This window comes from Halorubrum sp. SD690R (assembly GCF_005435035.1).
GTDB classification, from domain to species: domain Archaea; phylum Halobacteriota; class Halobacteria; order Halobacteriales; family Haloferacaceae; genus Halorubrum; species Halorubrum ezzemoulense.
On sequence record NZ_SGTV01000006.1, the window covers coordinates 21,711 to 45,301 of the forward strand.

Sequence of the window (23,591 nt, forward strand, 5' to 3'; positions counted from 1 at the left end):
TGCGTGTCGCCCCGAGCGGAACCGGCTCCGGTCGCGGGCGATCGCGGAGCGGCGATCCGCCGAGCAGATAATAGATCGTGTGGAATCGGGGTAACTGTTAATACGCACCACGGAGATCCGTCGCGTGATGAGCACGCAGAACAGATCCGACGACCGGCTCGCGGAGTGGGCGCAGCTGGTCGACGAGGACGTTCCGGAGGAGCTCCGAGAGGAGCGTTCCGTCGACGGATAACTTTCACCCCGCTTCGCGAAGGCTTTAGGCCGACGGCGGCGAAGCACCGCCGATGGCGACCGAGGCCGCCGGGATCGACAGACCCCTGCTCGTCGACGACTTCCTCCAGCGGCGCCGCTACCAGCTCCAGCTGGCGGACGCCGCCGCCGACGAACACACGCTGGTCTGTCTCCCGACCGGCCTCGGCAAGACGACGGTCAGCCTGCTCGTCACCGTCGAGCGCCTCCACGAGGCGGGCGGGAAGGCGCTCTTCTTGGCCCCCACGAAGCCCCTCGTCCAGCAGCACGCGGACTTCTACCGCGAGGCGCTTGAGATTCCGGACGACGAGATCGTCGTGTTCACCGGCGACGTGAAGCCCGACGACCGTGCCGCGCTCTGGGACGACGCGCGCATCGCGATCGCGACGCCGCAGGTCGTCGAGAACGACCTCGTCGGCAACCGGATCTCGCTGCGCGACGTGACCCACCTCACCTTCGACGAGTGCCACCGCGCGACCGGCGACTACGCGTACGTCTACATCGCGGAGCGGTACCACGCCGACGCGGCCGACCCCCTCGTCACCGGGATGTCGGCCTCGCCGGGCGGCGACACCGAGGAGATCGAGACGGTCTGCGAGAACCTCGGGCTCGTCAACGTCGAGGTGATGACCGAGGAGGACGCCGACGTCGACGAGTACACTCACGACACCGACGTCCAGTGGGAGCAAGTCACCTTGCCGGACGAGGTGCTCGCGATCCGGGACGCGCTCAACGAGGTAATCACGGACCGGCTAGAGAAGCTGAAACAGCTCGGCGTGACGAACACGACGAACCCCGACCTCTCGCAGAAGGACCTCAACAAGATGCGGGGGCAGCTGAAACAGATGATGGACAACGACCAGTCGGAGGGGTACAAGGGGATGTCCACCCACGCCGAGGTGATGAAGCTCCGGCGCGCGACCGAGCTTGTCGAGACGCAGTCCGTCGAGTCCGTGCGTCGCTACTTCGAGCGCCAGCGCGAGGCCGCCCGGTCGTCGGGCGCGTCGAAGGCGAGCCAGCGCATGGTCGCGGACCCCAAAGTGAGAGAAGCGATGCGGAAGGCGGAGTCGTTCGACGGGCTCCACCCGAAGTTCTCGAAGGCCCGCATCCTGCTGGCGGAGACGCTCGGGATCAACGAGGGCGAGCGCGCCATCCTGTTCACCGAGTCCCGCGACACCGCCGAGGCGCTCGTGGAGTTCCTCTCCGCCAGCTTCGACGTGCGCAAGTTCGTCGGACAGGGCGACAAGGACGGCTCCGACGGGATGAGCCAGAAACAGCAACAGGAGACGCTCGACGAGTTCAAGGCGGGCGAGTTCGAGGTGCTCGTCTCCACCTCGGTCGCGGAGGAGGGCCTCGACGTGCCCGAGGTCGACCTCGTCTGCTTCTACGAGCCGGTACCCACTGCGATCCGCTCGATCCAGCGCAAGGGGCGGACGGGCCGGCAGGCCGAGGGAAAGGTCGTCGTCCTGATGGCCGAGGACACCCGCGACGAGGCGTTCTTCTGGATCTCACGGCGCCGCGAAAAGAAGATGGCCAGCCAGCTCGCCGAGCTGAAGGAGGCCACCGACGACATCGAGGAGTCAGTCGGCGACGAGGGACAGGCGGGCCTCGACGCGTTCGCCGGCGGGTCCGCGAGCGAGGGCGACTCTGGCGAAGGCGGCTCGGGCGATGACCAGGGTGAGGCTGAGGGCGAAGTCGATGGTGACGATGAAGGCGAGATCGGCGGTGACGACGAGGGCGACGCCGGTCTCACCGACTTCGCTGCGGAAGCGCGGGAGGGAGAAGACGACGTGGACGACGTTGAGGCCGAGGCTGACGGAGAGACGGAGGTCGAGGGAGAGACGGGCGCAGGCGACGACGGCGTCGTCGCCACCGCCGGGGTCGACGAGGGCGTCGAGGTCGTCGTCGACCAGCGCGAGCTCGACTCCTCGATCGCGAAGGACCTCTCGACGCGCGACGGCCTCGTCACCCGGCTGGAGACGCTCGCGGTCGGCGACTACGTCCTCTCGGACCGCGTCGCGGTCGAGCGCAAGTCGGCGGCCGACTTCGTCGACTCGATGCTCGATTCCGACCGGTCGATGTTCGAGCAGGTGGGCGAGCTCTCGCGGGCGTACGCTCGCCCCGTCATGGTCGTCGAAGGGACGAACCTCTACGGCCAACGCGATATCGACCCGAACGCGATCCGCGGCGCGCTCGCGTCGCTCGCGGTCGACTTCGACGTGAGCGTCCTCCGCACCGAGGGCGAGGAGGATACCACCGAGCTGCTCGCGACGATCGCCAAGCGGGAGCAGGAGACGCGCGACCGCGAGGTGAGCGTCCACGGCGAGAAGACGACGAAGACCCGCGCGGAACAGCAGGAGTACGTCGTCTCCTCGATCGCCGACATCGGGCCCGTGACGGCGCGGACGCTGCTGGAACACTTCGGCACCGTCGAGGCCGTGATGACCGCGCCCGAAGGCGACTTACTGGACGTCGACGGCGTCGGCCCGGTGACCGCGGAGCGCATCCGCGAGGTCGTCGGGACCGAGTACGAGTGAGGCCGGACCGGCCGCGGAGTTAGTCGAACCCGCTCACCAGCGTCACCACCCACTTCCCGAGGTCGTACTCCGACCGGACCTCCACGCGCGTCACCCATTTCACCCACTGGAAACCCCGGCGGTCGGGCGCGACCAGTCGGGCGGGCGCGCCGTGCCCGTGGCTCAGCCGCTCTCCGCCCACGTGCGTCGCGAGCAGCGCGTCCTCGGCCTCGTCGAGGGGGAGACTCCAGCGGTAGCCGGTGACGGACGTGAACCGGACGTATGCCGCGTCGTCGTCGATATCTCCGGCCGCGTCGAGCAGGTCGCCGACGCGGATCCCGCCCCACTCCTGGACCGTGTACCAGCCGCTCGTACAGTCGAGCAGCGCCTCCGTCTCGTGGCCCGCCGCCAGCTCGTCGGCGGTCAGTTCGACGGCGTCGCTCACGAGGCCGTCGACCGCCAGCCGGTACGCGTCGCGGTCGATCGGGTCGGGGTCGTCGGCGACCCACGAGGTGATCGGGAAGGCGCCGTTTCCGTCGCCCTCGCGGGGCTGCGAGCCGGTGAACCGCCGGTCTGCCCCGGCCGTGTCGAGCGCGTCGTTGATCCCCTGCTGGAGGCGGTAGGTCGTGCCGCCGGCCGCGAGCAGCGCGAAGTAGGTGACTGCGGTCCGACGGCGCTCGAAGTCGACGCGCCGAGGCGGGCGGAACCGGGTGGCGGCGTGCGCGGCCACGAGCGGGACGAGCGCGAGCCCGAACCCGACGTGAACGGAGAGGAGCGTCCAGTAGGAGAGCCGCACGTCAAGGCCGAACACCCACATGGTGCCGGTCGCGAGCGCGCCGACCGCGGCGACGAGCGTCAGGACGGAGAGCGCGGTCGACCGCCGCCACAGGTTCGGGTCGGTGAGCCGACGCCGGACGCGGGCGAGCTTCCACCCGAGCAGCGCGACGATGCCGACGCCGAGCGCGCGGTGGAGCCAGAACAGCGGCCACCCTTCCGGGACGCCGACGGTGAAGGAGACCAGCCCGGTGGCCGCCTCGGCGACGACGAACGCGAACAGCGACCAGTCGACCGCGCGCGGCGGCGGCTCCAAGCGGTCGAGCGCGGTTCGGAGTCGGTCCGTCGCGGCCATCTACGCGTGCTACGTGCTAGCGAGACAAAAGGATACAGCCCGCGGAGAATCGCCGTGCTCGCTACAGCTCGTACACCTCGCCGTCGACCGCGAGCGGCTCCTCGAACGCCTCGTCGGCGGGGTAGTAGTGGGCGAGGTGGACGAGCCGCGTCCGGTCGGGGTCGAGCTCGTCCGCGAGCGCGAGCGCCCCCTCCCGGGTCATGTGCTTCGTGCCGAACGTGCGGGCGACGCCGTCCGGCCCCTCGTGTCGGCCGCCGATCGGGTGGTGTTCACAGAGCGAGGCGGGGACGATGGCGTCGGCGAGGAGGAGGTCCGCGCCGGCGAGCGCCTCGCGGGAGCGTTCGGGAACGTCGTAGCTGGTGTCGCCCGTGAGCGAGAGTTTCGCGCCGGTCACCGGATCTCGGACGACGACCCCGTAACAGACGAGCGGCGGGTGGTCGACCGGGACGAACCGCACCTCGAAGCCGCAGGTCTCGAAGGGCTCGAAGGGGTCGCGGGCGTGGACGCCGATCCGGTCTTCGAGGTAGTCGTACTTGTCTCGGATCGTCTCCGCGACGCTCTCGTCGGTCGCTGGGTCGGTCTCCGCTGGCGCGTGGACCGGCAGCCCGTCGACGAGCCGGTAGACGTTCCCCAGCCCGTCGAGGTGGTCGAAGTGGATGTGCGTCACGAGGCCGGCGTCCGGCAGCGGGACGTCGGCCGCGAGGAACTGCTGTCTGAAGTCGGGGCTGAAGTCGACGAGCAGCGACTCGCCGGTCCGCTCGTTGGCGACGTGGACGGAGAAGCGCGACCGCGACACCCCGCGCTCGCGAGCCGTCTCGCAGGTGTCGCAGTCGCAGCCGACCGTCGGCGTCCCCGTCGTGTCGCCCGTCCCGAGCAGGGTGACGCGCATGGAACGTGGTGTGCGGGCCACGGCCTTAGCGTCCGCGGTCGGACGGGGGTCCGTAGGGGTCAGAGTCACACCCGGACGTATAACTCCGAGCCGGCCCGAGCCGCTCGCATGCACACAAGTCGCAGCCTCACCCTCGCGCGGCTCCCGTCGGGCGTGCCGATCCGGACGACCGTCCACGCCTACGGCGAGGGGGAGATCGTCCACGGAGACGGCGGGCCAGAGCTCGACGCGCCCGGAGACGCGCCCGTGGTGTACGCGCAGGCGGCTCAGCACGGTCGGGAGGTGAACGGGACCGCGGTGCTCCGGCGGCTCCACGACCGGCTCGTCGGCGACGGCGCCGAGGGCGCGTCCGGAGCCGAAACCGGGGACGGAGCCGAGTCCACGGCCGCCGGTCTCACCGGCACGCTCGTGACGGTCCCCGTCGCCGACCCGCTCACCTTCGACCGGGTCTCGTACACGACGCCGGAGTCGCTCGACTCGCGCCAGCCGAACATGAACCGATGCTGGCCCGGCGACCCGGAGGGGTCGCTCCACGACCGGATGGCCGCCCGGCTCTGGGCGTTCGCGGGCGAGGCGGACGCGATCGTCGACCTCCACACCGGGTCGCCGTCGATGGCGACCCACGCGGTGTACATGCGCGGCGACGACGCCTGCCGCGGGCTCGCGGAGGCGTTCGGCACCGACCTGCTGCTCGCGGAGGCGGCCGGAGACGACGCGGACACGGAGTGGGACGAGCGCGGGTTCGCCGGGAAGCTCCGGGTCGCGGCCACCCGCGAGGGGATCCCGACGATCACGCCCGAGCTCGCCCACAGCCGGGAGGTCGTCCCGGCGGCGGTCGAGACCGGCGTGGCCGGGATGATCGGCGCGCTGCGACACGAGGGGCTGCTCGACGGCGAGCCCGAGCCGTGGGACGGCGTCGTCGCGCGCAACCACCTCGGGCGGGTGACCGCCGGCGACTCCGGGCTGTTCGTCCCCGAGCCAGACCTCGCCGTCGGGGACCGGGTGACCGAGGGTGACCGCGTCGGCGAGGTGTTCGACCCGACGACGTTCGAGACGCATCAGGTCGCGCGCGCCGACCGCAGCGGGATCGCGTACTCGGTCGCCCGCGAGGCAACGGTCACCGCGGGCGCGACGCTCGTCGGCGTCGCGGAGCGGATCGACGTGGAGTGAGAGAGCGGAAACCGACTGCGGCGCGAGGCTACGGCCGCCGGACGCGGATCTGCCCGTCGGCGGCGACCGTGACGAACAGCCGGTTGCGGACCTCGCGGCCGTGGACCGCGTCGCCCGCGCGGTCGCCGATCGCCTTCATCAGCTCCGGGGCGGTCTGGTTCACCTTGACGCCCGCCTCGTCGCAGGCGTCGTACACCCGCTTCGGCGCGTCGTAGAGGTCGGTTCCCGCCTCGATCTCGACGCGGACCGGCGAGGACAGCGCCTCCGCGAACGCGACCGTCTCGCGGGCGCGCTCGACGTTGTCGCGGGCGCTCGCCTCGACGCTGGAGACGTTCGCGCGCGAGGTGCCGAGTCGGTCGGCGATGTCCGACTGTCGGAGCCCGCGCTCGCGGAGCGCTAACACCTCCGCCTGCCGGCGCGTGAGCACGCTCTCGTCGGCGTCGAACCCGGCCCCCTCCAGGATCGAGTCGGCGTCGACGTCGGCCGGCTCCGGCTGCTCGTCGTCTGCCACCATGTGGTCATCGACGGGCCGGTCGCTCAAAAAACGGCGGTTTCAGGCGACGGGCGTCGCGGGAGTCGGGCGGCGGAGAATCGCGCGACGGATCGACGGCGTCCGGACTGTCCGTGGGGCGGGGCTCCCCCGAGACGCCGTCACTTGCCCCAGAAGTTCTCGCGGCTGCCGAGCCGTTCGCGGTCCGGGCGGTCGCGGCGACTGCGACCCTCGTCGTCCTCGCTCTCCTCTTCGTCGTTCCCCTCGGCGTCCGCGTCGTCGTCGGACTCCTCGGCGTCCGGGTCGTCGGGGAGGCGCTCGACGACTTCCTGCGCCGTCGCGTGGCTGGACTTCACGCGGTGGATCTTGACCTCGGCGCGCGCCGGGGGGAGGAGCCCGTCGACGAGGACGATGAACCCGTCGTCGGTGCGGCCGACGCCAGCACCGCTCTCGTGGATGTCGTCGACCTCGACGACGACCGCCTCGCCGGGCTGGACCGGCTGCTGTTTCAGCTCGTAGATCGGCATGTCGTAGTGGTTACACCACTCCGCGCCGCCTTTGTTGCCGTAGTGTTGACACCCCATCCCCTGGATCCGTTCGTCGAAGCTGGGGCAGTCGTCGGCGAGTGGACAGTCCGCCATACCGTAGGGGAGACCGGCCGCTGTTGTAAACGTTTTCGACTCTCAGACCGAAGTTCGCGAAAAACGTCGCCTCACGCGGGCGAGCGGCGGCTGTTTCGGTGGGGTCCGACGACGCAGAGCGGCGGCAGAGAAGCTTCGACGCTCGGCGGCGCGGGCGGCGGCCTCAGAGGAACTCGCGGACCTCGGAGTACCACATGTCGTGGTGGTCGACGGCGTCGAGCGCGTCCGCGACGTCGACCGCGATGGCGTGCCAGCAGCGCTCGTCGGGGTCGTCGGCGTCGAGGTTGTACGTCGCGTCCGCGCAGGTACACTCCCCGTCTTCGACCACGTACTCGTCCTCGTGGCCGACGACGACGGTGAAATCGCGGTACCGCTTCACGCGCCCCTCGCCGACGGCCTCGATCGCGCGCTGGCCGCGGTCGCCGTGGGCCTCGACGAGGGCCGCGGCGATCGGGCCGGTCAGCTCGCCGGCCTCGGCGATCGCCGACCGCCAGTCGTCGACCGGTTCCATACCCCCTCGTTCTCGGGCGTTCGGTTAAACAGCGTCGGTCAGATCGGCCCGACCGACGTCGCGGTCCCCCCGCTCCGACTCGGGTGCGGCCCTACGCGGCCGCGTCGAACTCGAACCGCGCGCCGCCGTCGCTCCCCCCCGTCACGGCGACCGTCCAGCCGTGCGCCTCCGCGATGTCGGCCACGATCGAGAGCCCGAAGCCGGTCCCTCCGTCGCTGGACGTGACGCCGTGACGGAGCACCTCGTCGCGTCGATCCGGCGGGATCCCGCTCCCGTCGTCCTCCACGTAGAAGCCCCCGTCACCGTCCAGCCGCCCGACGGTCACGGAGACGGTCGACCCGCCGTGTTCGACCGCGTTCCGGAAGAGGTTCTCGAAAAGCTGCGTCAGGCGCCCCGGATCGCCGGTGACCGTCGGGACGGCGTCCGCGACCGCGAGCGCCGCCTCGTCCGTGTCGACGTACCCCCACGCCTCCGTCGTCACGGTCCCGAGGTCCACGGTCTCGGCGTCCTCGACCGCGGCCTCGCCGCGAGCCAGCGCGAGCAGGTCGTCGATGAGCCGCTCGGTCCGGTCGTGCGCCGACTGTACCCGGTCGAAGTGGTCCGGGTCGCCCGTCTCCGCCGCGATTTCGAGGAACCCCTGCGCGACGGTGATCGGGTTCCTGAGGTCGTGGGCGACGACGCTCGCGAACTCGTCGAGCCGCTCGTTCTGTCGCTGGAGCTCCGCCTCACGGCTCGCCCGCGCGAAGGCCGCCTCGACGGTCGCGCCGAGGATCCGGAACAGGTCGACGTCGGTCTCGGAGAACTCGCGGGACGACGTCGACCCGGTGATCATGACGCCGTACTCGCCCAGCGGGACGATGACCACGCTCTGGATCGCCGTGTCGGGGTCGTGTCGGCGGTCCGCGTCGCCGAGGTCGTCGTACACCCGCGTCTCTCCCGACTCGAACGCGTCCCACGCGAGCCCCTCGCCGCGGTCTAACCGAGGCGCCGCTCCGAACAGGTCCGTCGTCGCCGGCGTTTCGCTGATCGGGACGAGCGCGTCCGCCCGCTCGTCGTGCTCCCACGCCGCGGTGACGTCGAGGCCGAGCACGTCGGCCGCGGCGTCGACGGCGACGGAGCCGATCGCCCCGGCGGACTCGGCGCTGCTGAGCCGCTGAGCGGTCTCCTGGAGCGCCCGGAGCCGGCCCTCCAGCTGCTTCTGGTCGGAGATGTCCTCGACGACGGCGAGCGTGCCCGTGACCTCGGCGTCGGGATCCGTTATCGGGGCGATAGACAGGAGGAGATCCAGCTCCGCCCCGGCCTTCGTCTCCAGCCGCACCTCCTCGGCACGGACCCGCTCGCCGCGGAGCGCCCGTCGCCGGTGCGCGGCGAACTCGTCCCACCGCTCCGCCGAGACGAGCGGGTTCTCCTCGCCGCGCACCTCCTCGTGGGACCAGCCGAACATGGTCTCGGCCTCCTCGTTCCAGCGGACGACGCTCCCGTCGGCGTCGACTTCCATGACGGTGAGCGGGGTCGCCTCGATGAGCGACTCCAGCCGCTGGTTCGTCGCCTCGAGCTCCCGCTCCCGTTCGACCCGCTCGGTCACGTTCCGGGCGATACCCACGAGCCGGACCGTCTCGCCGTCGACGATCACCGGTGCGAGGCTGGTCTCCCAGAAGCGGCCGTCGGCGACGGTCTCGAGCTCCTCGCTGTACGATATCGGCTCGCCCTCCGCGACGCAGCGGGCGTAGTTGGCCGCGAGTTCGGCCCCCTGCTCCTCCCCGAACACCGCCCGCGGCGTCTCGCCCCGGACGTCCGCGGTCGTGAGCCCGGTCTGCGACTCGTAGCCGGGGCTGAGTCGGGCGAACTCGAACGACGGCTCGTCGCCGGCGGCGTCGACGTCGAGCAGGAATATCGTGTCGCCGGACGTCTCCAGCAGCGCCGCGTACTCCTCCGCGAGCGCCTGGTGTTCGCGGCGCTTCGCCTCCCGCTCCGTCACGTCTTGGAACACGCCGCGAAGCGCCGCGTCGCCCCGCCGCGCGTCCTCGACGTACTCCCCCCACGCTCGGACGTCGCGCACCTCGCCGTCCGCCCGCTCGATCCGGAGGTCGAGGTCGTACCGCTCCCCGTCCTCGACCGCGGCCTCGACCGCGTCGGTGATCGTCGCGCGGTCGTCCGGGTGGTAGAACTCGACCGCGTTGTCGATCGACGGCTCGTACCCCGCGTCGACGCCGTGGATCCGGCGCGTCCCGTCCGACCACGTGAGCTCCTCTCGCGACGGGAAGTACTCCCAGACGCCGATGTCCGCGATGTCCTGGACGCGGTCGAAGAGGAACTCCTGTCGCTCCAGTTCGGCGCGGTCTCGCGCCCGGGAGAGCTCGGCGCTCACGAGCTCGGCCAACAGCTCGACGAACGTCCGTTCGAGCGCCCCGAACGGGGCAACCCGCGTCGTCGGGCTCGAGAAGTTGACCGTCCCGTAGCGGGCGTCGTCGACGACGAGCGGCACGCCGATGTACGACTCGAGTTCGAGGTCGCGGTACGCGGGATGCGTCTCCTTCCCGTCGCTGACCGCGTCGGCGAACGAGCAGACGGAGTCGGTCTCGACCACTTCCGCGCAGTACGTCGTTTCGAGGTCGAACCGATCGCCGGCCTCGAGGTCGGCGTCCGGCGCGTGAACCGCTTCGACCGTGTAGTCGTCGTCGCGGATCCGCGAGACGATGCCGATCTCGAGCCCGAGCGTCCGGCAGCCGACACGGAGGAGGTCCCGGAGGCGAGCCGTGGCCGAGATGTCGTTTTTCCCCATGACGGTCTGGAGCTCTCGGAGCGCGTCTCGCTCCCGTTCCAGGTGGCGTTTCGCCCCGCTCTGTTCGGTCACGTCGCGGGCGACGACGAGCACCTGGTTGGTCGATCGGCGCTGGAACGGCGTCAGCCGAATGTCGAACGTCCGCTGGCCGCCTCCGACGGCGACGTCCATCTGGAGGTCTGCGTCGTAGAACCCGGAGGTCCCGCCGTCGCTCTCCATCTCGTCGAGCGTCAGGTCGACGGTCTCGGAGAACGCGCGAGCGTCCGACTCGCCGACGCGGTCGCCGACGAGGTCGGAGAGCCGCTCCCCCGTGAGGTCCGCCAACCGATCGTCCGACAGCAGTCGGCCCGCGGCCGCGTTCGCGAAGACGACGGACCGGTCCTCGTCGACGACCGTCACCGCGTCGTGGACGTTCTCCAGTACCGCTTCGCTGCGCTCCAGCTCCAGTTCGCGTTCCCGGTCGTCAGTGATCTCCCGCGAGAAGACGGTGAGCCCGTCCTCGTCCGGGAACGCCCGCACCTCGACCCAGTAGTCGAACGGCTCGCCGAGCCGCTGCTCGAACGACGCCGGTTCCCCGGTGGCCATCGCCGTGCGATACCGCTCTTCGAGCTCCGTCCCCACTATCGACGGGAACGCCTCCCAGATCGTGTTCCCGACGATGCGCTCCGGGTCGCGGTCGACCCGCTCGGCCATCGTGTCGTTCATGTACTCCACCCGCCAGTCGTCGTCGACCGCGTAGATCGCGTCGGTGGCGCGTTCGAGCGTCCGCTGGAAGCGGTCCGACAACCGCTCGGCGGCCGCCTGCTTGCGCGCCGCGTCGACGAGCGTCCGGATCCGCCCGGCGAGCAGTTCGAAGCTGTCCTGGGTCCCGTGGATCGGGATGTAGTCCGACACGCCGGCCTGGGTCGCCTCGCTGGCGATCCGTTCGCTGCCCCTCCCGGTGAAGAGGACCGTCGGCAGGTCGGGGCGCTCGGTCCCGACTCGCGAGACGAGGTCGATCCCGGTCCCCTCCGGCAGCGAGTACGAGGTGACGAGGCAGTCGGCGGAGCCCTCGATCGCCCGATCGAGGGCGGCCCGCGCGTCGCCGACGGTCGTCACCGTGACTCGCGGGGCGATCCGTTCGAGTTTCGCCCGGGCGAGTTCGGCGAAGTCGGCGTCGCCGTTCACGTACAGCACGTGAATCCGCTCCGGGTGTTCGTCGCTCGGGTGTTCCATTACGGACTCTCGGCGACGCGGTCGTATCAATCATTCCCGCCGATTATTTCCAGTGATAGAGCCACCGAGAGTGCCGTGAGAGACGGGTTCGTCACCGAGGAAACGCGCGAAGCGACTCGCGGGGACGGGAGTCCGACTACTCCAACACGATCAGCACGTCGCCCATGTCGACGCTGTCGCCCTCCGCGACGTGGACCCCCGCGACGGTGCCGCCGCGCTCGGCGACCACGTCGTTCTCCATCTTCATCGCCTCGAGGACGCAGACCACGTCGCCGGCGGCGACCTCGTCGCCCTCCGCGACGTCGACCGAGAGGATCGTTCCCTGCATCTCCGCGTCGATCGCCTCGCCGCCCTCCGCGACGTCGACGTCGCCCTCGTCGCCGCCGTCGTCGGATTTCGCTTGCGGCGGGCGTTGCTGGCCGCTACCACCGCCCTCCGGGACCGGGATCGCGGGCGCGCCGCGCTCCTCTAACTCGACGTCGAAGCGCTTGCCGTTCACCTCGACGGTGAACTCGCGTTCGGTCACCTCCTCGTCGTCGTCCGCGGCGCCGACCGTCTCGGAGCCCCAGCGCTCCTGCGCCTCGGCGACCAGCTCCCGGTCGAGCTCCTCGTCGAGGTACTTCGTCGTGTGCGTCCCGTCGACGAAGCGCTCGTCGTCGAGCATGAGCCGGTGGAACGGGACGATGGTGACGACGCCGTCGATGTCGTACTCCGCGAGCGCGCGCTTCGAGCGGGCAAGACAGGTCTCGCGGTCGCCGGCCCGTACGATCAGCTTCGCGATCATCGAGTCGTAGTCCGTGACGAGCTCGTCGCCCTGCCGGAGCGCGTCGTCGACGCGGACGCCGATCCCGCCCGGCGGGTCGTACGTGTCCAGCGACCCCTCGTTGGCGGGCTGGAAGTCGTCCGCGGCGTTCTCGGCGTTGATCCGGAACTCGATCGCGTGACCCTCCAGCTCGACGTCGTCCTGCGAGACGGAGAGCCCCTCGCCGCTGGCGACCCGGAGCTGCTCTTTGACGATGTCGATCCCGGTCAGCTCCTCGGTGACGGTGTGTTCGACCTGAATCCGAGTGTTGACCTCGAGGAAGTAGAATGGGGTGTCGGGCCCGAGCGGCTCCGACGGGTCGCGGTCGGGGTCCTCCTCGACGAGGAACTCGACGGTGCCGGCGTTGGTGTAGTCGGCGGCGGCGACGCCCCGGCGGGCGGCCTCGCCGATCTTCTCGCGCAGCTCGTCGGAGAGCGCGGGGGAGGGCCCCTCCTCGATCACCTTCTGGTGGCGGCGCTGGAGCGAGCAGTCGCGCTCGCCGAGGTGGACCACGTCGGACGTGTCGGCGGGGCCCTCGCCGTCGTCGCCCTCGTCGGCGACGATCTGGACCTCGACGTGGCGGGGGGTCTGGAGGTAGCGTTCGAGGTACACCGAGTCGTTCGAGAAGTACGCCTCGCCCTCGCGTTTGGCGGATTCGAGCGCCTCCTCGGCCTCGTCGGCGCTCTCGACGACCTTCATCCCGCGGCCGCCGCCGCCGCCCTCCGCTTTGATCGCGACGGGGTAGCCGTACTCGTCGCCGAACGCCGTGACGGCCTCCACGTCGGTGACCGGCTCCGTCGTCCCGGGGACGATTGGCACGTCCGCGTCGTCCATCACGCGGCGCGCGTGCGTCTTCTCGCCGAGCCGCTCCATCGCGTCGCTCGCGGGACCGATCCACGTGATCCCGTCGGCAGCCTCGACGCGGGCGGCGAACTCGGCGTTCTCAGCGAGGAAGCCGTAGCCGGGGTGGATCGCGTCGGCACCGGCGGACCGCGCCGCGTCGACGACCGCCTCGCCGTCGAGGTACGAGTCGGCCGCGCGGGCGGGCCCGACGTTGTACGCCTCGTCCGCGTACCGGACGTGGCCGCCGTGCTTGTCGGCGTCGCTGTAGACGGCGACGGTGTCGACGCCGAGCTCTTCACAGGCGCGCATCACGCGGACCGCGATCTCGCCGCGGTTCGCCACGAGAACCTTATCGAACATTCCTGTCGGTTCTTCCACGAACTGCTACCAAACTCTGTCGGTCCGTGCCGAGACGGTTAAGGGGGCGGCGGGCGCCACGGTGAGGTATGCTCGACGCCGGGAACCCGTACATGCTGCCGTCGGTCCTCGTCGGCGCCGCCGTCTACCTCGGACTCACGGTAGCGACCGACGCGTCGCTGTTGGTCCGAGTCGGCGCCCTCCTCGCCTTCGTGGTCGTCGTTCCGATGGTCCTCAACCGGCTGTTCGGCGACCGGGGGGGGCCGTCGACCTCCGGCGGCGACGAGCTCGGAGAGGAGTGACCGACCGCGAGAGAGACTACCACAGGTATATATGTCAGTGGACGGATCTACCAACGCGCCCTGAGTCAGGGCCGGGTCGACGGCGCGACGGGTCGACGGCGCGCCGTCGGGGGAATGTACGCGGCCGGACGCCACCGCGTCCGGCGACGCTATTCGACGTGTCGAGTGTCCGACCAGCGACGGCGCGAGCGACCGTCTGAACTCGACCGTCACAGAGCGAAGCGAAGTGGGTCTGGCGAGAAGTCGGGGTCGGTCGCCTCCGCCGAGAGGGTCAGAACCGGTCGCTCCGACCGGCCGCGGTCCACGGGTCCGTCGGCGCGTCGACGGGGACGCGCACCCGGCGGCGGTGGAGCCGGTCGATCCGGGCGGCGAAGCCCCAGCGGTCCTCGTCGCGGTCGTCGTCCGCGTCGCTCGCGGCGGCCGCCGCGGCGAGTTCGCCGTCCCGGAGGTGCGCGGCGACCGCGGCGGCGATCGCGGCCGCCTCGTCGTCGCGGGCGTCGTCGGGGATCGAGAGGCCGGCGAGCGCGGGCGCCGGATCTGTGGTCGGAGCCTCGTCGGCCGCACCCTCGCCCGCCGACCCCTCGCGGCCCGGTTCGTGGTCGGTCGCCATCAGATCGGGATGTTGCCGTGCTTCTTCGCGGGCTGGTCCGAGCGCTTCCCCTTCAGCATTTTCAGGTCCTCGATCAGGCGGGCGCGCGTCTCGGTCGGTTCGATCACGTCGTCGACGAAGCCGCGGTCGGCGGCGGTGTAGGGGTTCGCGAACTCCTCGCGGTACTCGTCGATGAGCTCCTGTCTGCGCGCGTCGGGGTCGTCCGCCTCGGCCAGCTCCTCGCGGTAGAGGACGTTGACCGCGCCTTTCGGTCCCATCACCGCGATCTCCGCGGTGGGCCACGCGTAGTTGACGTCCCCGCCGATGTGCTTCGACGACATCACGCAGTAGGCGCCGCCGTACGCCTTCCGGGTGATGACGGTGAGCAGCGGGACGGTCGCCTCGGAGAAGGCGTACAGCAGCTTCGCGCCGTGGCGGATGATCCCGTTGTGCTCCTGATCCGTGCCGGGCATGAACCCGGGCACGTCCTCGAAGGTGACGATGGGGATGTTGAACGCGTCGCAGAAGCGGACGAACCGCGCGCCCTTCTGGCTCGACTCGATGTCGAGGGTGCCGGCGTTCACGCGGGGGTTGTTCGCGACGACGCCGACGGAGTGGCCGTCGAGCCGGGCGAAGCCGACCACGATGTTCTTCGCGAAGTTCTCCTGAACCTCGAAGAAGGAGCCCTCGTCGGTGACGCTCTCGATCACGTCTTTCATGTCGTACGGCTTCCGGGGGGCGTCGGGGACGATCTCGGCGAGCGCGTCGTCCGCGCGCTCCGGGTCGTCCCACGGCTCGACGCGCGGCGGGTCCTCCACGTTGTTCGCCGGGAGGTACGACAGCAGCCGCGCGATGTTGTCCAGCGCCTCCTCCTCGCTCTCCTCGGCGAAGTGCGCCACGCCGGATGTCGACGAGTGGGTCACTGCGCCGCCCAGCTCCTCGAAGCTCACCTCCTCGCCGGTGACCGTCTCGATGACGTCCGGCCCGGTGATGAACATGTGCGACGTGTCTTTCACCATGAAGGTGAAGTCCGTGATCGCCGGGGAGTACACCGCGCCGCCGGCGCACGGCCCCATGATCGCCGATATCTGGGGGATCACGCCCGAGGCCTCCGTGTTGCGCCGGAAGATCTCGGCGAAGCCGCCGAGCGAGGCGACCCCCTCCTGAATGCGGGCGCCCGCGGAGTCGTTGAGGCCGACGACCGGCGCGCCCACGTCCATCGCCTTGTCCATCACCTTACACACCTTCTCGGCGAACACCTCGCCGAGGGACCCGCCGAAGACGGTGAAGTCGTGCGCGAAGACGAACGTCTTCCGGCCGTTCACCTCGCCGTAGCCGGTCACCACGCCGTCGCCCGGGATCTGCTTCTCCTCCATCCCGAAGGTGTGGTTGCGGTGGGTGCGGAACCGGTCGAACTCGTGGAACGTGCCGTCGTCGAGGAAGTAGTCGATCCGCTCGCGAGCGGTCATCTTCCCCTTGTCGTGTTGCGACTGGATCCGGTCTTCGCCGCCGCCCCTGGCCGCCCGCTCGCGGCGCTCCCGGAGGTCGTCGATGCGGTCGTCCATCGTCACGGCGGACCACCCTGCGTCATTACTTCGTGGGTCGAAGAGCGCCGTCAAAAGGGTTCCCCTATCCGACGTTTTGGCGTTCGACGCCCGTCGAATCCGAGTCCTGCGGCCCGGCGAAGCGGGCGCGACCGCGTGACCGCCGGCGAGCGGCCCTGCCTCCGGTTCACACGGCGACCGGCGGTTCGACGCTTTTAAACCTCCGATGAACCACTCTCCGATGAGACAGGCTTCGCCTGTTTCACTGACCCGTAGGAGCGACCTGCGTACTACGGAGGTGAAAATGGCAGACACAATACAAGAGGCCGTAACCCTCGCACTCGACGATGCGCCCGAGCGGAACTTCCGCGAGACCGTGGACATCGCGATCAACCTGCGAGACCTCGACCTCAACGATCCGTCGAACCGTATCGACGAGTCCGTCGTGCTGCCGGCTGGAACGGGGCAGGAGACACAGATCGTCGTCTTCGCGGAGGGCGAAACCGCCGTCCGCGCAGAGGAGGTCGCTGACGAAGTGCTGGACAGCGACGACCTCGAAGACTTAGGAGACGACGACGACCGCGCAAAGGACCTCGCCGGCGAGACCGACTTCTTCGTCGCGGAGGCCAACCTGATGCAGGACATCGGTCGGTACCTCGGTACCGTCCTCGGTCCGCGCGGGAAGATGCCTACCCCACTGCAGCCGGACGACGACGTCGTCGACACAGTCAACCGGATGAAGAACACGGTGCAGCTCCGGTCGCGCGACCGGCGCACGTTCCACACCCGCGTGGGCGCCGAGGACATGGGCGCCGACGCGATCTCGGACAACATCGACGTCATCATCCGGCGACTCGAAGCAGACCTCGAGAAGGGCCCGCTCAACATCGACGGGATCTACGTGAAGACCACGATGGGTCCCGCGAAGGAGGTGCCCGTATGAGCTCGGTCCGCAAGACCGAGACGATCCCCGAGTGGAAACGAGAGGAAGTCGACGAGCTCGTCGAGTTCATCGACTCCTACCAGTCCGTCGGGATCGTCGGCGTGGCCGGCATCCCGAGCCGGCAGCTCCAGGCCATGCGCCGGGAGCTCCACGGCTCGGCCGCCGTCCGCATGAGCCGCAACACGCTCACGACCCGAGCGCTCGAGGAGGTCGGCGACAGCGTCGAGGCGCTGACGGAGTACGTCAGCGGCCAGGTGGCGCTCGTCGGCACCAACGACAACCCGTTCGGCCTCTTCAAGCAGCTCGAAGCCTCGAAGACCCCCGCCCCGATCAACGCGGGCGAGGTGGCCCCCAACGACATCGTGATCCCCGAGGGCGACACCGGCGTCGACCCGGGACCGTTCGTCGGCGAGCTCCAGACGGTCGGCGCGTCCGCCCGCATCATGGACGGCTCGATCAAGGTGACCGAGGACTCGACCGTGCTGGAGGAGGGCGAGGTCGTCGACGACGACCTCGCGAACGTCCTCGTCGAGCTCGGCATCGAGCCCAAGGAGGTCGGTCTCGACCTGCGCGCCGTCTACTCCGAGGGCGTCCTGTTCGAGCCGGAAGAACTCGAACTCGACGTCGACGAGTACGAGGCGGACATCCGGTCCGCCGCGGCCGCCGCGCGAAACCTCTCGGTCAACGCCGCGTACCCGACGGCCGCCACCGCCGGCACCCTTCTCGCGAAGGCGTCCGGCGAGGCGAAGTCCGTCGGGCTGTTCGCGGAGATCGAGAGCCCGGACGTCGTGCCCGACCTGATCGGGAAGGCCGACGCCCAGCTGCGCGCGCTCGCGGCGCAGATCGACGACGACGAGGCGCTCCCCGAGGAGCTCCAGGGCGTCGAGGCCGCGCCGGCGGCGGAGCCGGCGACAGACGACGCCGACGACGAGGAGGAACAGGCGGACGACAACACGGAAGACGCCGAGGAGGCCGACGCCGACGACGCCGACGAGGACGACGGCGACGACGGCGGCGACGGTCTCGGCGCGATGTTCGGATAACACGAGGTACACACCAATGGAATACGTTTACGCTGCGCTCATCCTGAACGAGACTGGCGAAGAGATCAACGAAGACAACGTCACCGGCGTGCTGGAAGCCGCCGGCGTCGACGTCGAGGAGTCCCGCGTCAAGGCGCTCGTCGCCGCGCTGGAGGACGTCGACATCGAGGAGGCCATCGAGACGGCCGCCGCGGCCCCGGCCGCCGGCGCGTCTGCCGGTGGCGCCGTCGACGCCGACGCCGCCGACGAGGCGGACGACGACGAGGAGGAAGAGGCCGACGAGGCCGAGGAGGCCGACGAGGCCGGCGACGACGAAGAGGACGGCGACGGCGGCGAGGGCCTCGGCGAGCTCTTCGGCTAACGCCGGAGCCCACCGACCCCCGACCGCATCGACCGACGCTCGAACGCGATTTTTTCGACCGCCGATATCCGGAGTGATAACGCCGGCCGCGATTTTATGTACGGATCCCGGGTACCGAGAGGCGATGAAGATCGTCGACGGCGACAAGGCGGAGTGCGACCGGTGCGAGTCGGTGTTCCCGCTCGAAGACGTCTCCCTGTTGGAGAAGGAAACGAACCGCGACTACGAGCGGGTGCTGTGCGCCGACTGCCTGGAGGTCGTCGGCGTGCCGCGGGGGTACAGCCTGCGGCGGGACATCACCCATCTCGCGCGGTGAGCCGCCGGGCGGGACGCCCATCGAAGTCCTTTTTTAGCGGCGACGGGAAGCCGCAGCCATGGAAATCGACGCGGAACTCCGTCGGCAGATCACCGTCTCGCTGGCGGCGGCCGCGGTGTTCATCGTCGGGTTAGTCGGGATCGGGGTCACCTTCGGCGGGTCGACGGTCCTCCCCGAGGCAGGGGCGATCGCGCTCATCGCGCTGCTGGCCGGATTCGTCCTGCTGATGGCCGGCATCGGGACGTACCTGATGCGCGCGAAAGACGAGCCGTAGCCGGTCCGACCTCGCCGACTCTTTCTCCGCGTCCGGGGCGTCGCGTTCACGCCCCGGTCGTCTCGTCCGGGCGTCGCTCGGCCCGCCAGTCCGTCACCTCGTCGGCGGCCGCCACGCGCTTCTCGTAGTACGAGAGCGGGTCGACCGCGACCTGCATGTGGTCGTCCTCGTTGTGGCAGATCCCGTAGTTCGCGAGCGTCTCGCAGGTCGGCGGGGGGTACTGGGTGCCCCGGTCGTCGGTCAGGAACTCGGTCTGGTAGCGGATCCCCTCGGCGTCGAGGCTCGTGTCGGCACAGAAGGCGACGACCTCGTCGGGCGTCATCCCGATGCCGACGAGGAACGCCATCAGCGCGAACGACTCGGCCGACGAGAGCGCGGCGTCGCGCTCCGCCTTCTCGACCAGGTTGGTCATACACGGCGGGAACAGCGGGGGGGCGACCACGTCCGGCGGTTCGGCGTACGTCCGCTCGGAGAGCAGGCGCCGGAGGTCGGCCACGCGGGGCTCCAGCGCCTCGGCGAGCGATTCCCCGAGGTCCTCGAACGGGAGCCCCTCGGCGACGCGCTCCTCGACGGCGGCCTCCAGCGCCGCCAGTAGCTCGTCGCGCGTGACGCGCACCGCGCCGTCGGCGAGCGCGCGGTTGACGAGCCGCCACGAGTCCCCCCACTCGGGCGAGGTGAGCCGGAGGTAGGATCCGACGTCGATCCGGTAGTGGTCGGGGTCGCGGCCCGCGACGTTCCCGGTCGGTCCCCCGGCCGCGCCGCCCCTCGAACCGCCGCTGACGCCGGCGGGGGCGCTACGGTCGGGGCGCACCGCGTCCGCGAGGTCGAACTCGGCGAGCAGGTCGTCGAGCGCAACCGTCGCGGTCGACACCGACCGCAACTCGTCGTCGGTCTCGAGGTCGCGACGAACCCGGTCCATGGCAGTCGCCGCCTCAGCGGCGGCGTACTTCTCGATGGCGGGGTCGGAGTCGAGCAGCGAGACGAGGATCCGGGCGATGGGGTACGAGAGGAGTTCGGCCTGTACGTCGTACGCCGACTCGCCGGGGAACGCGCCGCTCTCCGAGGCGACCGTTCCTTCGAGGAGCGCGCGCTCGACGCGCTCGCGGGCGCGCTCGACGGCCGGGGCGTCGGCCGCGACGAGGTCGGGCAGCGACACCCCGGCGGACGCGACCGCCTCGCGGGCGCTCGCGAAGAACGGGTACTTGGCGTCGAGCGCGTCCATGTCGGCCCGAGGTAGTGAGGGCCGGCGAATAAGCGGTGCGGTCCGCGGTCGGTCGAGCGGGATCGGACCGGGCGGGTCGAAGCCGCAGACCGGGCGGGCGGTGCTACTCCTCGGATTCCTCGGCGTCTCCGGGCTCCTCGACGGCCGCGCCCGGCGCGTTCGACTTGACGCTGCGCAGCCCCTGTTTCGCCTTCTGTTTGGAGGCGTACCCCTGTCCCCCGTCGGCGATGACGTTGCCGTTGTCGTGCCGGAGCCGCCAGCGGTACTTGTCCGCCTTGTCGCGGAACAGCTCGAAGACGGCGTCGCTGCCTCCCTCGTCTGGCGCCTCCTCGTCGCGCGAGACATCGACGACGTGCGCGCCCGGGGCGTTCCGCTGGACGCTCTCGATCCCCGAGCGGGCGTCGCGCTTGTCGGCGTACCCCTCACCGCCGTCGGCGATGATGTTCCCGTTGTCGTGTCGGAGCCGCCAGCGGTACTGGTCGGCGCTGTCGGCGTACAGTTCGAACGTGGCCTTGCTCGCAGTCGCGTCGGCGTCGACCGCGGCCTCCTCGTCGGGCCACTCCATCTCGACCTCGAGGTGGACCGTCCCGTCGTCGCGTTCGAGCTCGACCTCGACGTCGCCGGTGGCGGCCGCGTCGACGGTCACCGTGCCGGCCTCGTCGACCGGCACCGGCTCGCCGCGTCCCAGCGCCCGAGCGATCCGGCGGAGGTACGTGGCCAGCCCCTGTCGGGTCCGCGACCGCTTCGACTCGTGGATGGTATCGTCTGCCATACGCGATAACGGTCACTGCCGCGAAACAAAAGCGTATGCCCGAACTCGGATGTCGGTCGTGCGGTCCGAGGCGACGCCCGACTCGACGCCGTGCGCGACAGCGCCGCGCGAGGGGTCCGGAGCCGTTCGACCGCGTCGCGCGAGGGAGCTAAGGATCGTCCGGCCGCTCCGCGATGATCGTCTCGCCCGCGCGCACGCCGTCGCCCTCCCTGACGAGGAGGTCGTCGCGCGTCACGTCCGCGGGCAACACGACGTCCGCGCGCGAGCCGAAGGAGACGTGTCCGACGCGGTCGCCGCGCTCGACCCGGTCGCCCGCCTCGACCGAGGGGTGGATCCGGCGGGCGAACCAGCCGGCGATGACGAGCAGTTCGTAGTCGCCGAAGTCGATCGCGACCTGCTCGTTGCGGTCCGACTCCTTGTCGAACGCGGGGCGGTTCGCGCCGGGGCGGTGGCGGACCTCCGTGACCTCGCCCGCGATCGGCGCGCGGTTGACGTGGACGTCGGTGACGTTCATGAACACGCCGACGCGGAGCCGCGAGCCCTCCTCGCGCACGACGGAGACCGTGCCGTCGGCGGGGGAGACGACCGCTTCCTCCGGGTCGGGCGGATCGCGTTCCGGGTCGCGGTGGAACCAGAGGATCCCGACCGCGAGCGCGACGAGCGCGACGCCGACCGGCGAGAGGACGGGCAGCGCGACGGCGCCCGCGAGCGCCGGGACGAGCGCCAGGTCCCACGCGGCGTCGACCACCGGGAACGGGAGGAGCCGCGAGAGCGGCGGCGCGCGGCTCACGGGGGCACCTCCGCGTCCCGCAGTCCGGGCGAGAGCTCGGTCCGTCCCGCGGCCCACGCCGCGAGCAGGTGGACGAGGTGCGTCGTGTCGTCGAGCCCGTCTGTCATGTCGAGGTCGGCCTCGCCGGCGAGCGCGTGGAGCCGCGCGAGGTCGTCGCCGCCGAACTCGGAGCCGGCGCGGGCGACGCGGAGCGTCTCGCGGAGCAGCTCCTGCCCGCTGTACCCCTCGTCGAGGAGGTCGTCGAGCGTCGAGCGCGCGCCCTTCAGGTCGCCGTCGCGGGCGGCGGCGAGCGCCTCGCGGAGCGCGTCGTCGTCGCCGACCTCGCCGAGCGTCTCGTAGGCGGTCGACATGGTGATCTCGTCGCCCTCCACGGCGGTCGCCTGCGCCGAGAGGATCGCCTCTCGGAGGTCGCCGCCGGCCGCGCTGGCGACGAACTCCAGCCCGTCGCCGTCGTAGTCGACGCCCTCGCGGTCGCAGATCGTCTCGAGGACGTCGATCGTCTCGTCGGTCGTCGGGGAACGCACGCGGACCGGGAAGCAGCGCGACCGGATCGGGGCGATGAGCTTCGAGGGCTGGCGGGTCGCGATCACGAACTCCGTGGTCCGATGGTGCTTCTCCATCACGCGGCGCAGCGCCTGCTGGAAGTCCTCGCGGATCGCCTCCGCGTTGTCCAACAGGACCGTCTTGTACTCGCCGGACATCGGCGCGTACGACGCGGACTCCTTCAGGACGCGGTTTATCATGTCGCGTTTCGCCATGCCGCTCCGCCCCGCGAGGAAGCCCTCGAACCGCGGGTCGGTGCGGATCTCTTTTTTCGTCCGGCCGAAGAAGTCGGCGACGTTGATCTCGATCAGGTCGGCGTCCGGGTCGGCGTGCGACGCGTCGGCGAGCGCGCGCGCGGCCGCCGTCTTCCCGACCCCCGGCGGCCCCTGAACGACGAGGTTCATCGGCTCGTCGACGGCCCGGCGCAGGCGGTCGCGGGCCTCGTCTTGCCGGATCTCGTCGAGATCTGGCGCGTGCGTGTCTATCCACAGCGGTCCCTGCATTACCGTCACCTCCGGGCCGCCCGGTCAAGAATCGGTCGGTCGCGGCGCCCCCGGGGGCGTGCGTTCGGCGGCCGACGGGCGCGGCCTACCGTCGCCTCGCGCGCTCGACGGCGCGACCCAGGAGGTACGCGGCCACGAGGAGGCCGTACGCGAGGACGAGGGTCCCGGCGAGGGGGCCGAGACGCGACAGGGTGAACAGCGCGCCGCCGACCCCGACGGTGACCACGAGCGCGGTGAAGCCGAGCGTCCAGCCGAAGAAATACGCCGCGTGTCCGGCGACCGGGCGGACGGCGTCCGGGGAGAACGCTCCGCGGAGCGACCCCTCGCGCCCGTACACGGTCAACGCGATCGGCGCGAGATACGTGCCGAGGATGCCGAGGAAGAGGACGGCCGTCGAGCCGGCGAGGATCCGACCGACAGGCGCGTTCGCGCCGGGTTCCAGCGAGACGACCCCGTAGAGCGTCACGAGGAGGGCGGCGAGCGGAACGCCGAGGTACGCCAGACAGACGACCGCTCCCCCGATCGACCGACGAACGAGCGTCCGCGGCTCGGAGAGGAACGGCGGGATCGACTCGCCGCGCTCGCTGGCGGCCAACACGCGGACGAGGTAGCCGACGACCGGCACCGCCGGGAGCACGGGGACGACGACCGACAGCGCGAACAGCAGCCAGACGGCAAGCAGCGGTCGCTCGGCGGCGTCGCCGGCGATCGGGTACGTGACGGCGGCGATCGAGGGGCGCATGAGTACGCTCATCGCCCGAACCGTGGTATGCCCGTCGGTCCCGGGTCGCTCGG

General features: G+C 70.7%; 22 protein-coding genes. 8 read left to right on the top strand and 14 right to left on the bottom strand.

The genetic code is table 11. From position 1 onward, the window contains the following. Positions 1-284: 284 nt before the first annotated feature. Positions 285-2,786 carry a DEAD/DEAH box helicase gene (locus EXE41_RS05255; protein ID WP_137690450.1) on the top strand — a complete coding sequence of 834 codons (2,502 nt, stop codon included), beginning with the start codon at positions 285-287 and terminating at the stop codon, positions 2,784-2,786. Between the two features lie 19 nt (positions 2,787-2,805). Here EXE41_RS05255 and EXE41_RS05260 read toward each other — a convergent pair whose 3' ends face one another. Together EXE41_RS05260 and EXE41_RS05265 are read right to left on the bottom strand one after the other, a co-directional pair. Next, positions 2,806-3,894, bottom strand: a complete 1,089-nt coding sequence (locus EXE41_RS05260; RefSeq protein ID WP_137690451.1) for a molybdopterin-dependent oxidoreductase — start codon at positions 3,892-3,894, stop codon at positions 2,806-2,808. Positions 3,895-3,955: 61 nt separating this feature from the next. Beyond that, on the bottom strand, positions 3,956-4,783 hold the full coding sequence (locus EXE41_RS05265; protein WP_094582219.1) for an MBL fold metallo-hydrolase: 828 nt from the start codon (positions 4,781-4,783) through the stop codon (positions 3,956-3,958). A 108-nt stretch (positions 4,784-4,891) separates the two neighbouring features. On the opposite strand from EXE41_RS05265, the gene EXE41_RS05270 reads away from it, so the two are divergent. Next, positions 4,892-5,953, top strand: coding sequence for a succinylglutamate desuccinylase/aspartoacylase family protein (locus EXE41_RS05270; protein ID WP_137690452.1), 1,062 nt, complete (start codon positions 4,892-4,894; stop codon positions 5,951-5,953). Positions 5,954-5,981: 28 nt separating this feature from the next. Here the strand turns inward: EXE41_RS05270 and EXE41_RS05275 are convergent, their stop codons facing one another. From EXE41_RS05275 to EXE41_RS05295, 5 genes are all read right to left on the bottom strand, one after another. Beyond that, positions 5,982-6,467, bottom strand: coding sequence for a Tfx family DNA-binding protein (locus EXE41_RS05275; RefSeq protein WP_089308436.1), 486 nt, complete (start codon positions 6,465-6,467; stop codon positions 5,982-5,984). A 137-nt stretch (positions 6,468-6,604) separates the two neighbouring features. Then, positions 6,605-7,084, bottom strand: a complete 480-nt coding sequence (locus EXE41_RS05280; RefSeq protein WP_049932679.1) for a TRAM domain-containing protein — start codon at positions 7,082-7,084, stop codon at positions 6,605-6,607. A 163-nt stretch (positions 7,085-7,247) separates the two neighbouring features. Continuing rightward, on the bottom strand, positions 7,248-7,595 hold the full coding sequence (locus tag EXE41_RS05285) for a hypothetical protein (RefSeq protein WP_049932681.1): 348 nt from the start codon (positions 7,593-7,595) through the stop codon (positions 7,248-7,250). A gap of 91 nt (positions 7,596-7,686) precedes the next feature. After that, entirely contained in the window at positions 7,687-11,592 is a 3,906-nt protein-coding gene (locus tag EXE41_RS05290) for a PAS domain-containing protein (protein WP_137690453.1), read from the bottom strand. A gap of 136 nt (positions 11,593-11,728) precedes the next feature. Continuing rightward, a complete protein-coding gene (locus EXE41_RS05295) occupies positions 11,729-13,597 on the bottom strand; it encodes a biotin carboxylase N-terminal domain-containing protein (protein ID WP_049932684.1) in 1,869 nt (622 codons plus the stop codon). Positions 13,598-13,683: 86 nt separating this feature from the next. Here EXE41_RS05295 and EXE41_RS05300 point away from each other — a divergent pair, with 86 nt between their 5' ends. Beyond that, positions 13,684-13,896, top strand: coding sequence for a hypothetical protein (locus tag EXE41_RS05300; protein WP_049932686.1), 213 nt, complete (start codon positions 13,684-13,686; stop codon positions 13,894-13,896). A 271-nt stretch (positions 13,897-14,167) separates the two neighbouring features. Here the strand turns inward: EXE41_RS05300 and EXE41_RS05305 are convergent, their stop codons facing one another. Then, complete coding sequence (locus EXE41_RS05305) at positions 14,168-14,506, bottom strand: hypothetical protein (protein WP_049932688.1); 339 nt, start codon at positions 14,504-14,506, stop codon at positions 14,168-14,170. Continuing rightward, complete coding sequence (locus tag EXE41_RS05310) at positions 14,506-16,050, bottom strand: acyl-CoA carboxylase subunit beta (RefSeq protein WP_137690511.1); 1,545 nt, start codon at positions 16,048-16,050, stop codon at positions 14,506-14,508. The genes EXE41_RS05305 and EXE41_RS05310 overlap by 1 nt, the downstream gene beginning before the upstream one ends. A 283-nt stretch (positions 16,051-16,333) precedes the next feature. Between EXE41_RS05310 and EXE41_RS05315 the strand changes: the two genes are divergently transcribed. The 5 genes from EXE41_RS05315 (at position 16,334) to EXE41_RS05335 (ending at position 18,966) form a co-directional block, all read left to right on the top strand. Beyond that, on the top strand, positions 16,334-16,972 hold the full coding sequence (locus EXE41_RS05315; protein ID WP_049932691.1) for a 50S ribosomal protein L1: 639 nt from the start codon (positions 16,334-16,336) through the stop codon (positions 16,970-16,972). Then, positions 16,969-18,015 carry a 50S ribosomal protein L10 gene (locus tag EXE41_RS05320; protein ID WP_049932693.1) on the top strand — a complete coding sequence of 349 codons (1,047 nt, stop codon included), beginning with the start codon at positions 16,969-16,971 and terminating at the stop codon, positions 18,013-18,015. Before EXE41_RS05315 ends, EXE41_RS05320 begins: the two co-directional genes overlap by 4 nt. 16 nt (positions 18,016-18,031) lie before the next feature. Further along, complete coding sequence (rpl12p, locus tag EXE41_RS05325) at positions 18,032-18,376, top strand: 50S ribosomal protein P1 (RefSeq protein ID WP_137690454.1); 345 nt, start codon at positions 18,032-18,034, stop codon at positions 18,374-18,376. A gap of 124 nt (positions 18,377-18,500) precedes the next feature. Then, the gene (locus tag EXE41_RS05330) at positions 18,501-18,692 is read left to right on the top strand and encodes a hypothetical protein (RefSeq protein ID WP_094494425.1); all 192 of its coding nucleotides are present in this window, start codon (positions 18,501-18,503) and stop codon (positions 18,690-18,692) included. A gap of 58 nt (positions 18,693-18,750) precedes the next feature. After that, entirely contained in the window at positions 18,751-18,966 is a 216-nt protein-coding gene (locus EXE41_RS05335; RefSeq protein WP_094494424.1) for a hypothetical protein, read from the top strand. A gap of 46 nt (positions 18,967-19,012) precedes the next feature. On the opposite strand, the gene EXE41_RS05340 is transcribed toward EXE41_RS05335, so the two are convergent. The 5 genes from EXE41_RS05340 to EXE41_RS05360 all read right to left on the bottom strand — a co-directional run bounded on the left by EXE41_RS05340 (position 19,013) and on the right by EXE41_RS05360 (position 23,538). Then, a complete protein-coding gene (locus EXE41_RS05340; protein ID WP_137690455.1) occupies positions 19,013-20,188 on the bottom strand; it encodes a DNA primase in 1,176 nt (391 codons plus the stop codon). Between the two features lie 103 nt (positions 20,189-20,291). Continuing rightward, complete coding sequence (locus EXE41_RS05345; protein WP_137690456.1) at positions 20,292-20,960, bottom strand: HVO_2922 family protein; 669 nt, start codon at positions 20,958-20,960, stop codon at positions 20,292-20,294. Positions 20,961-21,108: 148 nt separating this feature from the next. Continuing rightward, the gene (locus EXE41_RS05350) at positions 21,109-21,750 is read right to left on the bottom strand and encodes a protein sorting system archaetidylserine decarboxylase (RefSeq protein ID WP_049932700.1); all 642 of its coding nucleotides are present in this window, start codon (positions 21,748-21,750) and stop codon (positions 21,109-21,111) included. Continuing rightward, positions 21,747-22,796 (bottom strand): AAA family ATPase, encoded by a 1,050-nt coding sequence (locus EXE41_RS05355; protein WP_137690457.1) that lies wholly within the window; start codon positions 22,794-22,796, stop codon positions 21,747-21,749. Before EXE41_RS05355 ends, EXE41_RS05350 begins: the two co-directional genes overlap by 4 nt. An 85-nt stretch (positions 22,797-22,881) precedes the next feature. Further along, positions 22,882-23,538 carry a DUF4013 domain-containing protein gene (locus EXE41_RS05360; protein ID WP_049932702.1) on the bottom strand — a complete coding sequence of 219 codons (657 nt, stop codon included), beginning with the start codon at positions 23,536-23,538 and terminating at the stop codon, positions 22,882-22,884. Positions 23,539-23,591: the final 53 nt, after the last annotated feature.

Bases quoted from the DNA above. Each gene is read 5' to 3' on its own strand.
- EXE41_RS05255 (WP_137690450.1), top strand. From the start codon at position 285: ATGGCGACCGAGGCCGCCGGGATCGACAGACCCCTGCTCGTCGACGAC.
- EXE41_RS05260 (WP_137690451.1), bottom strand. From the start codon at position 3,894: ATGGCCGCGACGGACCGACTCCGAACCGCGCTCGACCGCTTGGAGCCG.
- EXE41_RS05265 (WP_094582219.1), bottom strand. From the start codon at position 4,783: ATGCGCGTCACCCTGCTCGGGACGGGCGACACGACGGGGACGCCGACG.
- EXE41_RS05270 (WP_137690452.1), top strand. From the start codon at position 4,892: ATGCACACAAGTCGCAGCCTCACCCTCGCGCGGCTCCCGTCGGGCGTG.
- EXE41_RS05275 (WP_089308436.1), bottom strand. From the start codon at position 6,467: ATGGTGGCAGACGACGAGCAGCCGGAGCCGGCCGACGTCGACGCCGAC.
- EXE41_RS05280 (WP_049932679.1), bottom strand. From the start codon at position 7,084: ATGGCGGACTGTCCACTCGCCGACGACTGCCCCAGCTTCGACGAACGG.
- EXE41_RS05285 (WP_049932681.1), bottom strand. From the start codon at position 7,595: ATGGAACCGGTCGACGACTGGCGGTCGGCGATCGCCGAGGCCGGCGAG.
- EXE41_RS05290 (WP_137690453.1), bottom strand. From the start codon at position 11,592: ATGGAACACCCGAGCGACGAACACCCGGAGCGGATTCACGTGCTGTAC.
- EXE41_RS05295 (WP_049932684.1), bottom strand. From the start codon at position 13,597: ATGTTCGATAAGGTTCTCGTGGCGAACCGCGGCGAGATCGCGGTCCGC.
- EXE41_RS05300 (WP_049932686.1), top strand. From the start codon at position 13,684: ATGCTCGACGCCGGGAACCCGTACATGCTGCCGTCGGTCCTCGTCGGC.
- EXE41_RS05305 (WP_049932688.1), bottom strand. From the start codon at position 14,506: ATGGCGACCGACCACGAACCGGGCCGCGAGGGGTCGGCGGGCGAGGGT.
- EXE41_RS05310 (WP_137690511.1), bottom strand. From the start codon at position 16,050: ATGGACGACCGCATCGACGACCTCCGGGAGCGCCGCGAGCGGGCGGCC.
- EXE41_RS05315 (WP_049932691.1), top strand. From the start codon at position 16,334: ATGGCAGACACAATACAAGAGGCCGTAACCCTCGCACTCGACGATGCG.
- EXE41_RS05320 (WP_049932693.1), top strand. From the start codon at position 16,969: ATGAGCTCGGTCCGCAAGACCGAGACGATCCCCGAGTGGAAACGAGAG.
- rpl12p (WP_137690454.1), top strand. From the start codon at position 18,032: ATGGAATACGTTTACGCTGCGCTCATCCTGAACGAGACTGGCGAAGAG.
- EXE41_RS05330 (WP_094494425.1), top strand. From the start codon at position 18,501: ATGAAGATCGTCGACGGCGACAAGGCGGAGTGCGACCGGTGCGAGTCG.
- EXE41_RS05335 (WP_094494424.1), top strand. From the start codon at position 18,751: ATGGAAATCGACGCGGAACTCCGTCGGCAGATCACCGTCTCGCTGGCG.
- EXE41_RS05340 (WP_137690455.1), bottom strand. From the start codon at position 20,188: ATGGACGCGCTCGACGCCAAGTACCCGTTCTTCGCGAGCGCCCGCGAG.
- EXE41_RS05345 (WP_137690456.1), bottom strand. From the start codon at position 20,960: ATGGCAGACGATACCATCCACGAGTCGAAGCGGTCGCGGACCCGACAG.
- EXE41_RS05355 (WP_137690457.1), bottom strand. From the start codon at position 22,796: ATGCAGGGACCGCTGTGGATAGACACGCACGCGCCAGATCTCGACGAG.
- EXE41_RS05360 (WP_049932702.1), bottom strand. From the start codon at position 23,538: ATGCGCCCCTCGATCGCCGCCGTCACGTACCCGATCGCCGGCGACGCC.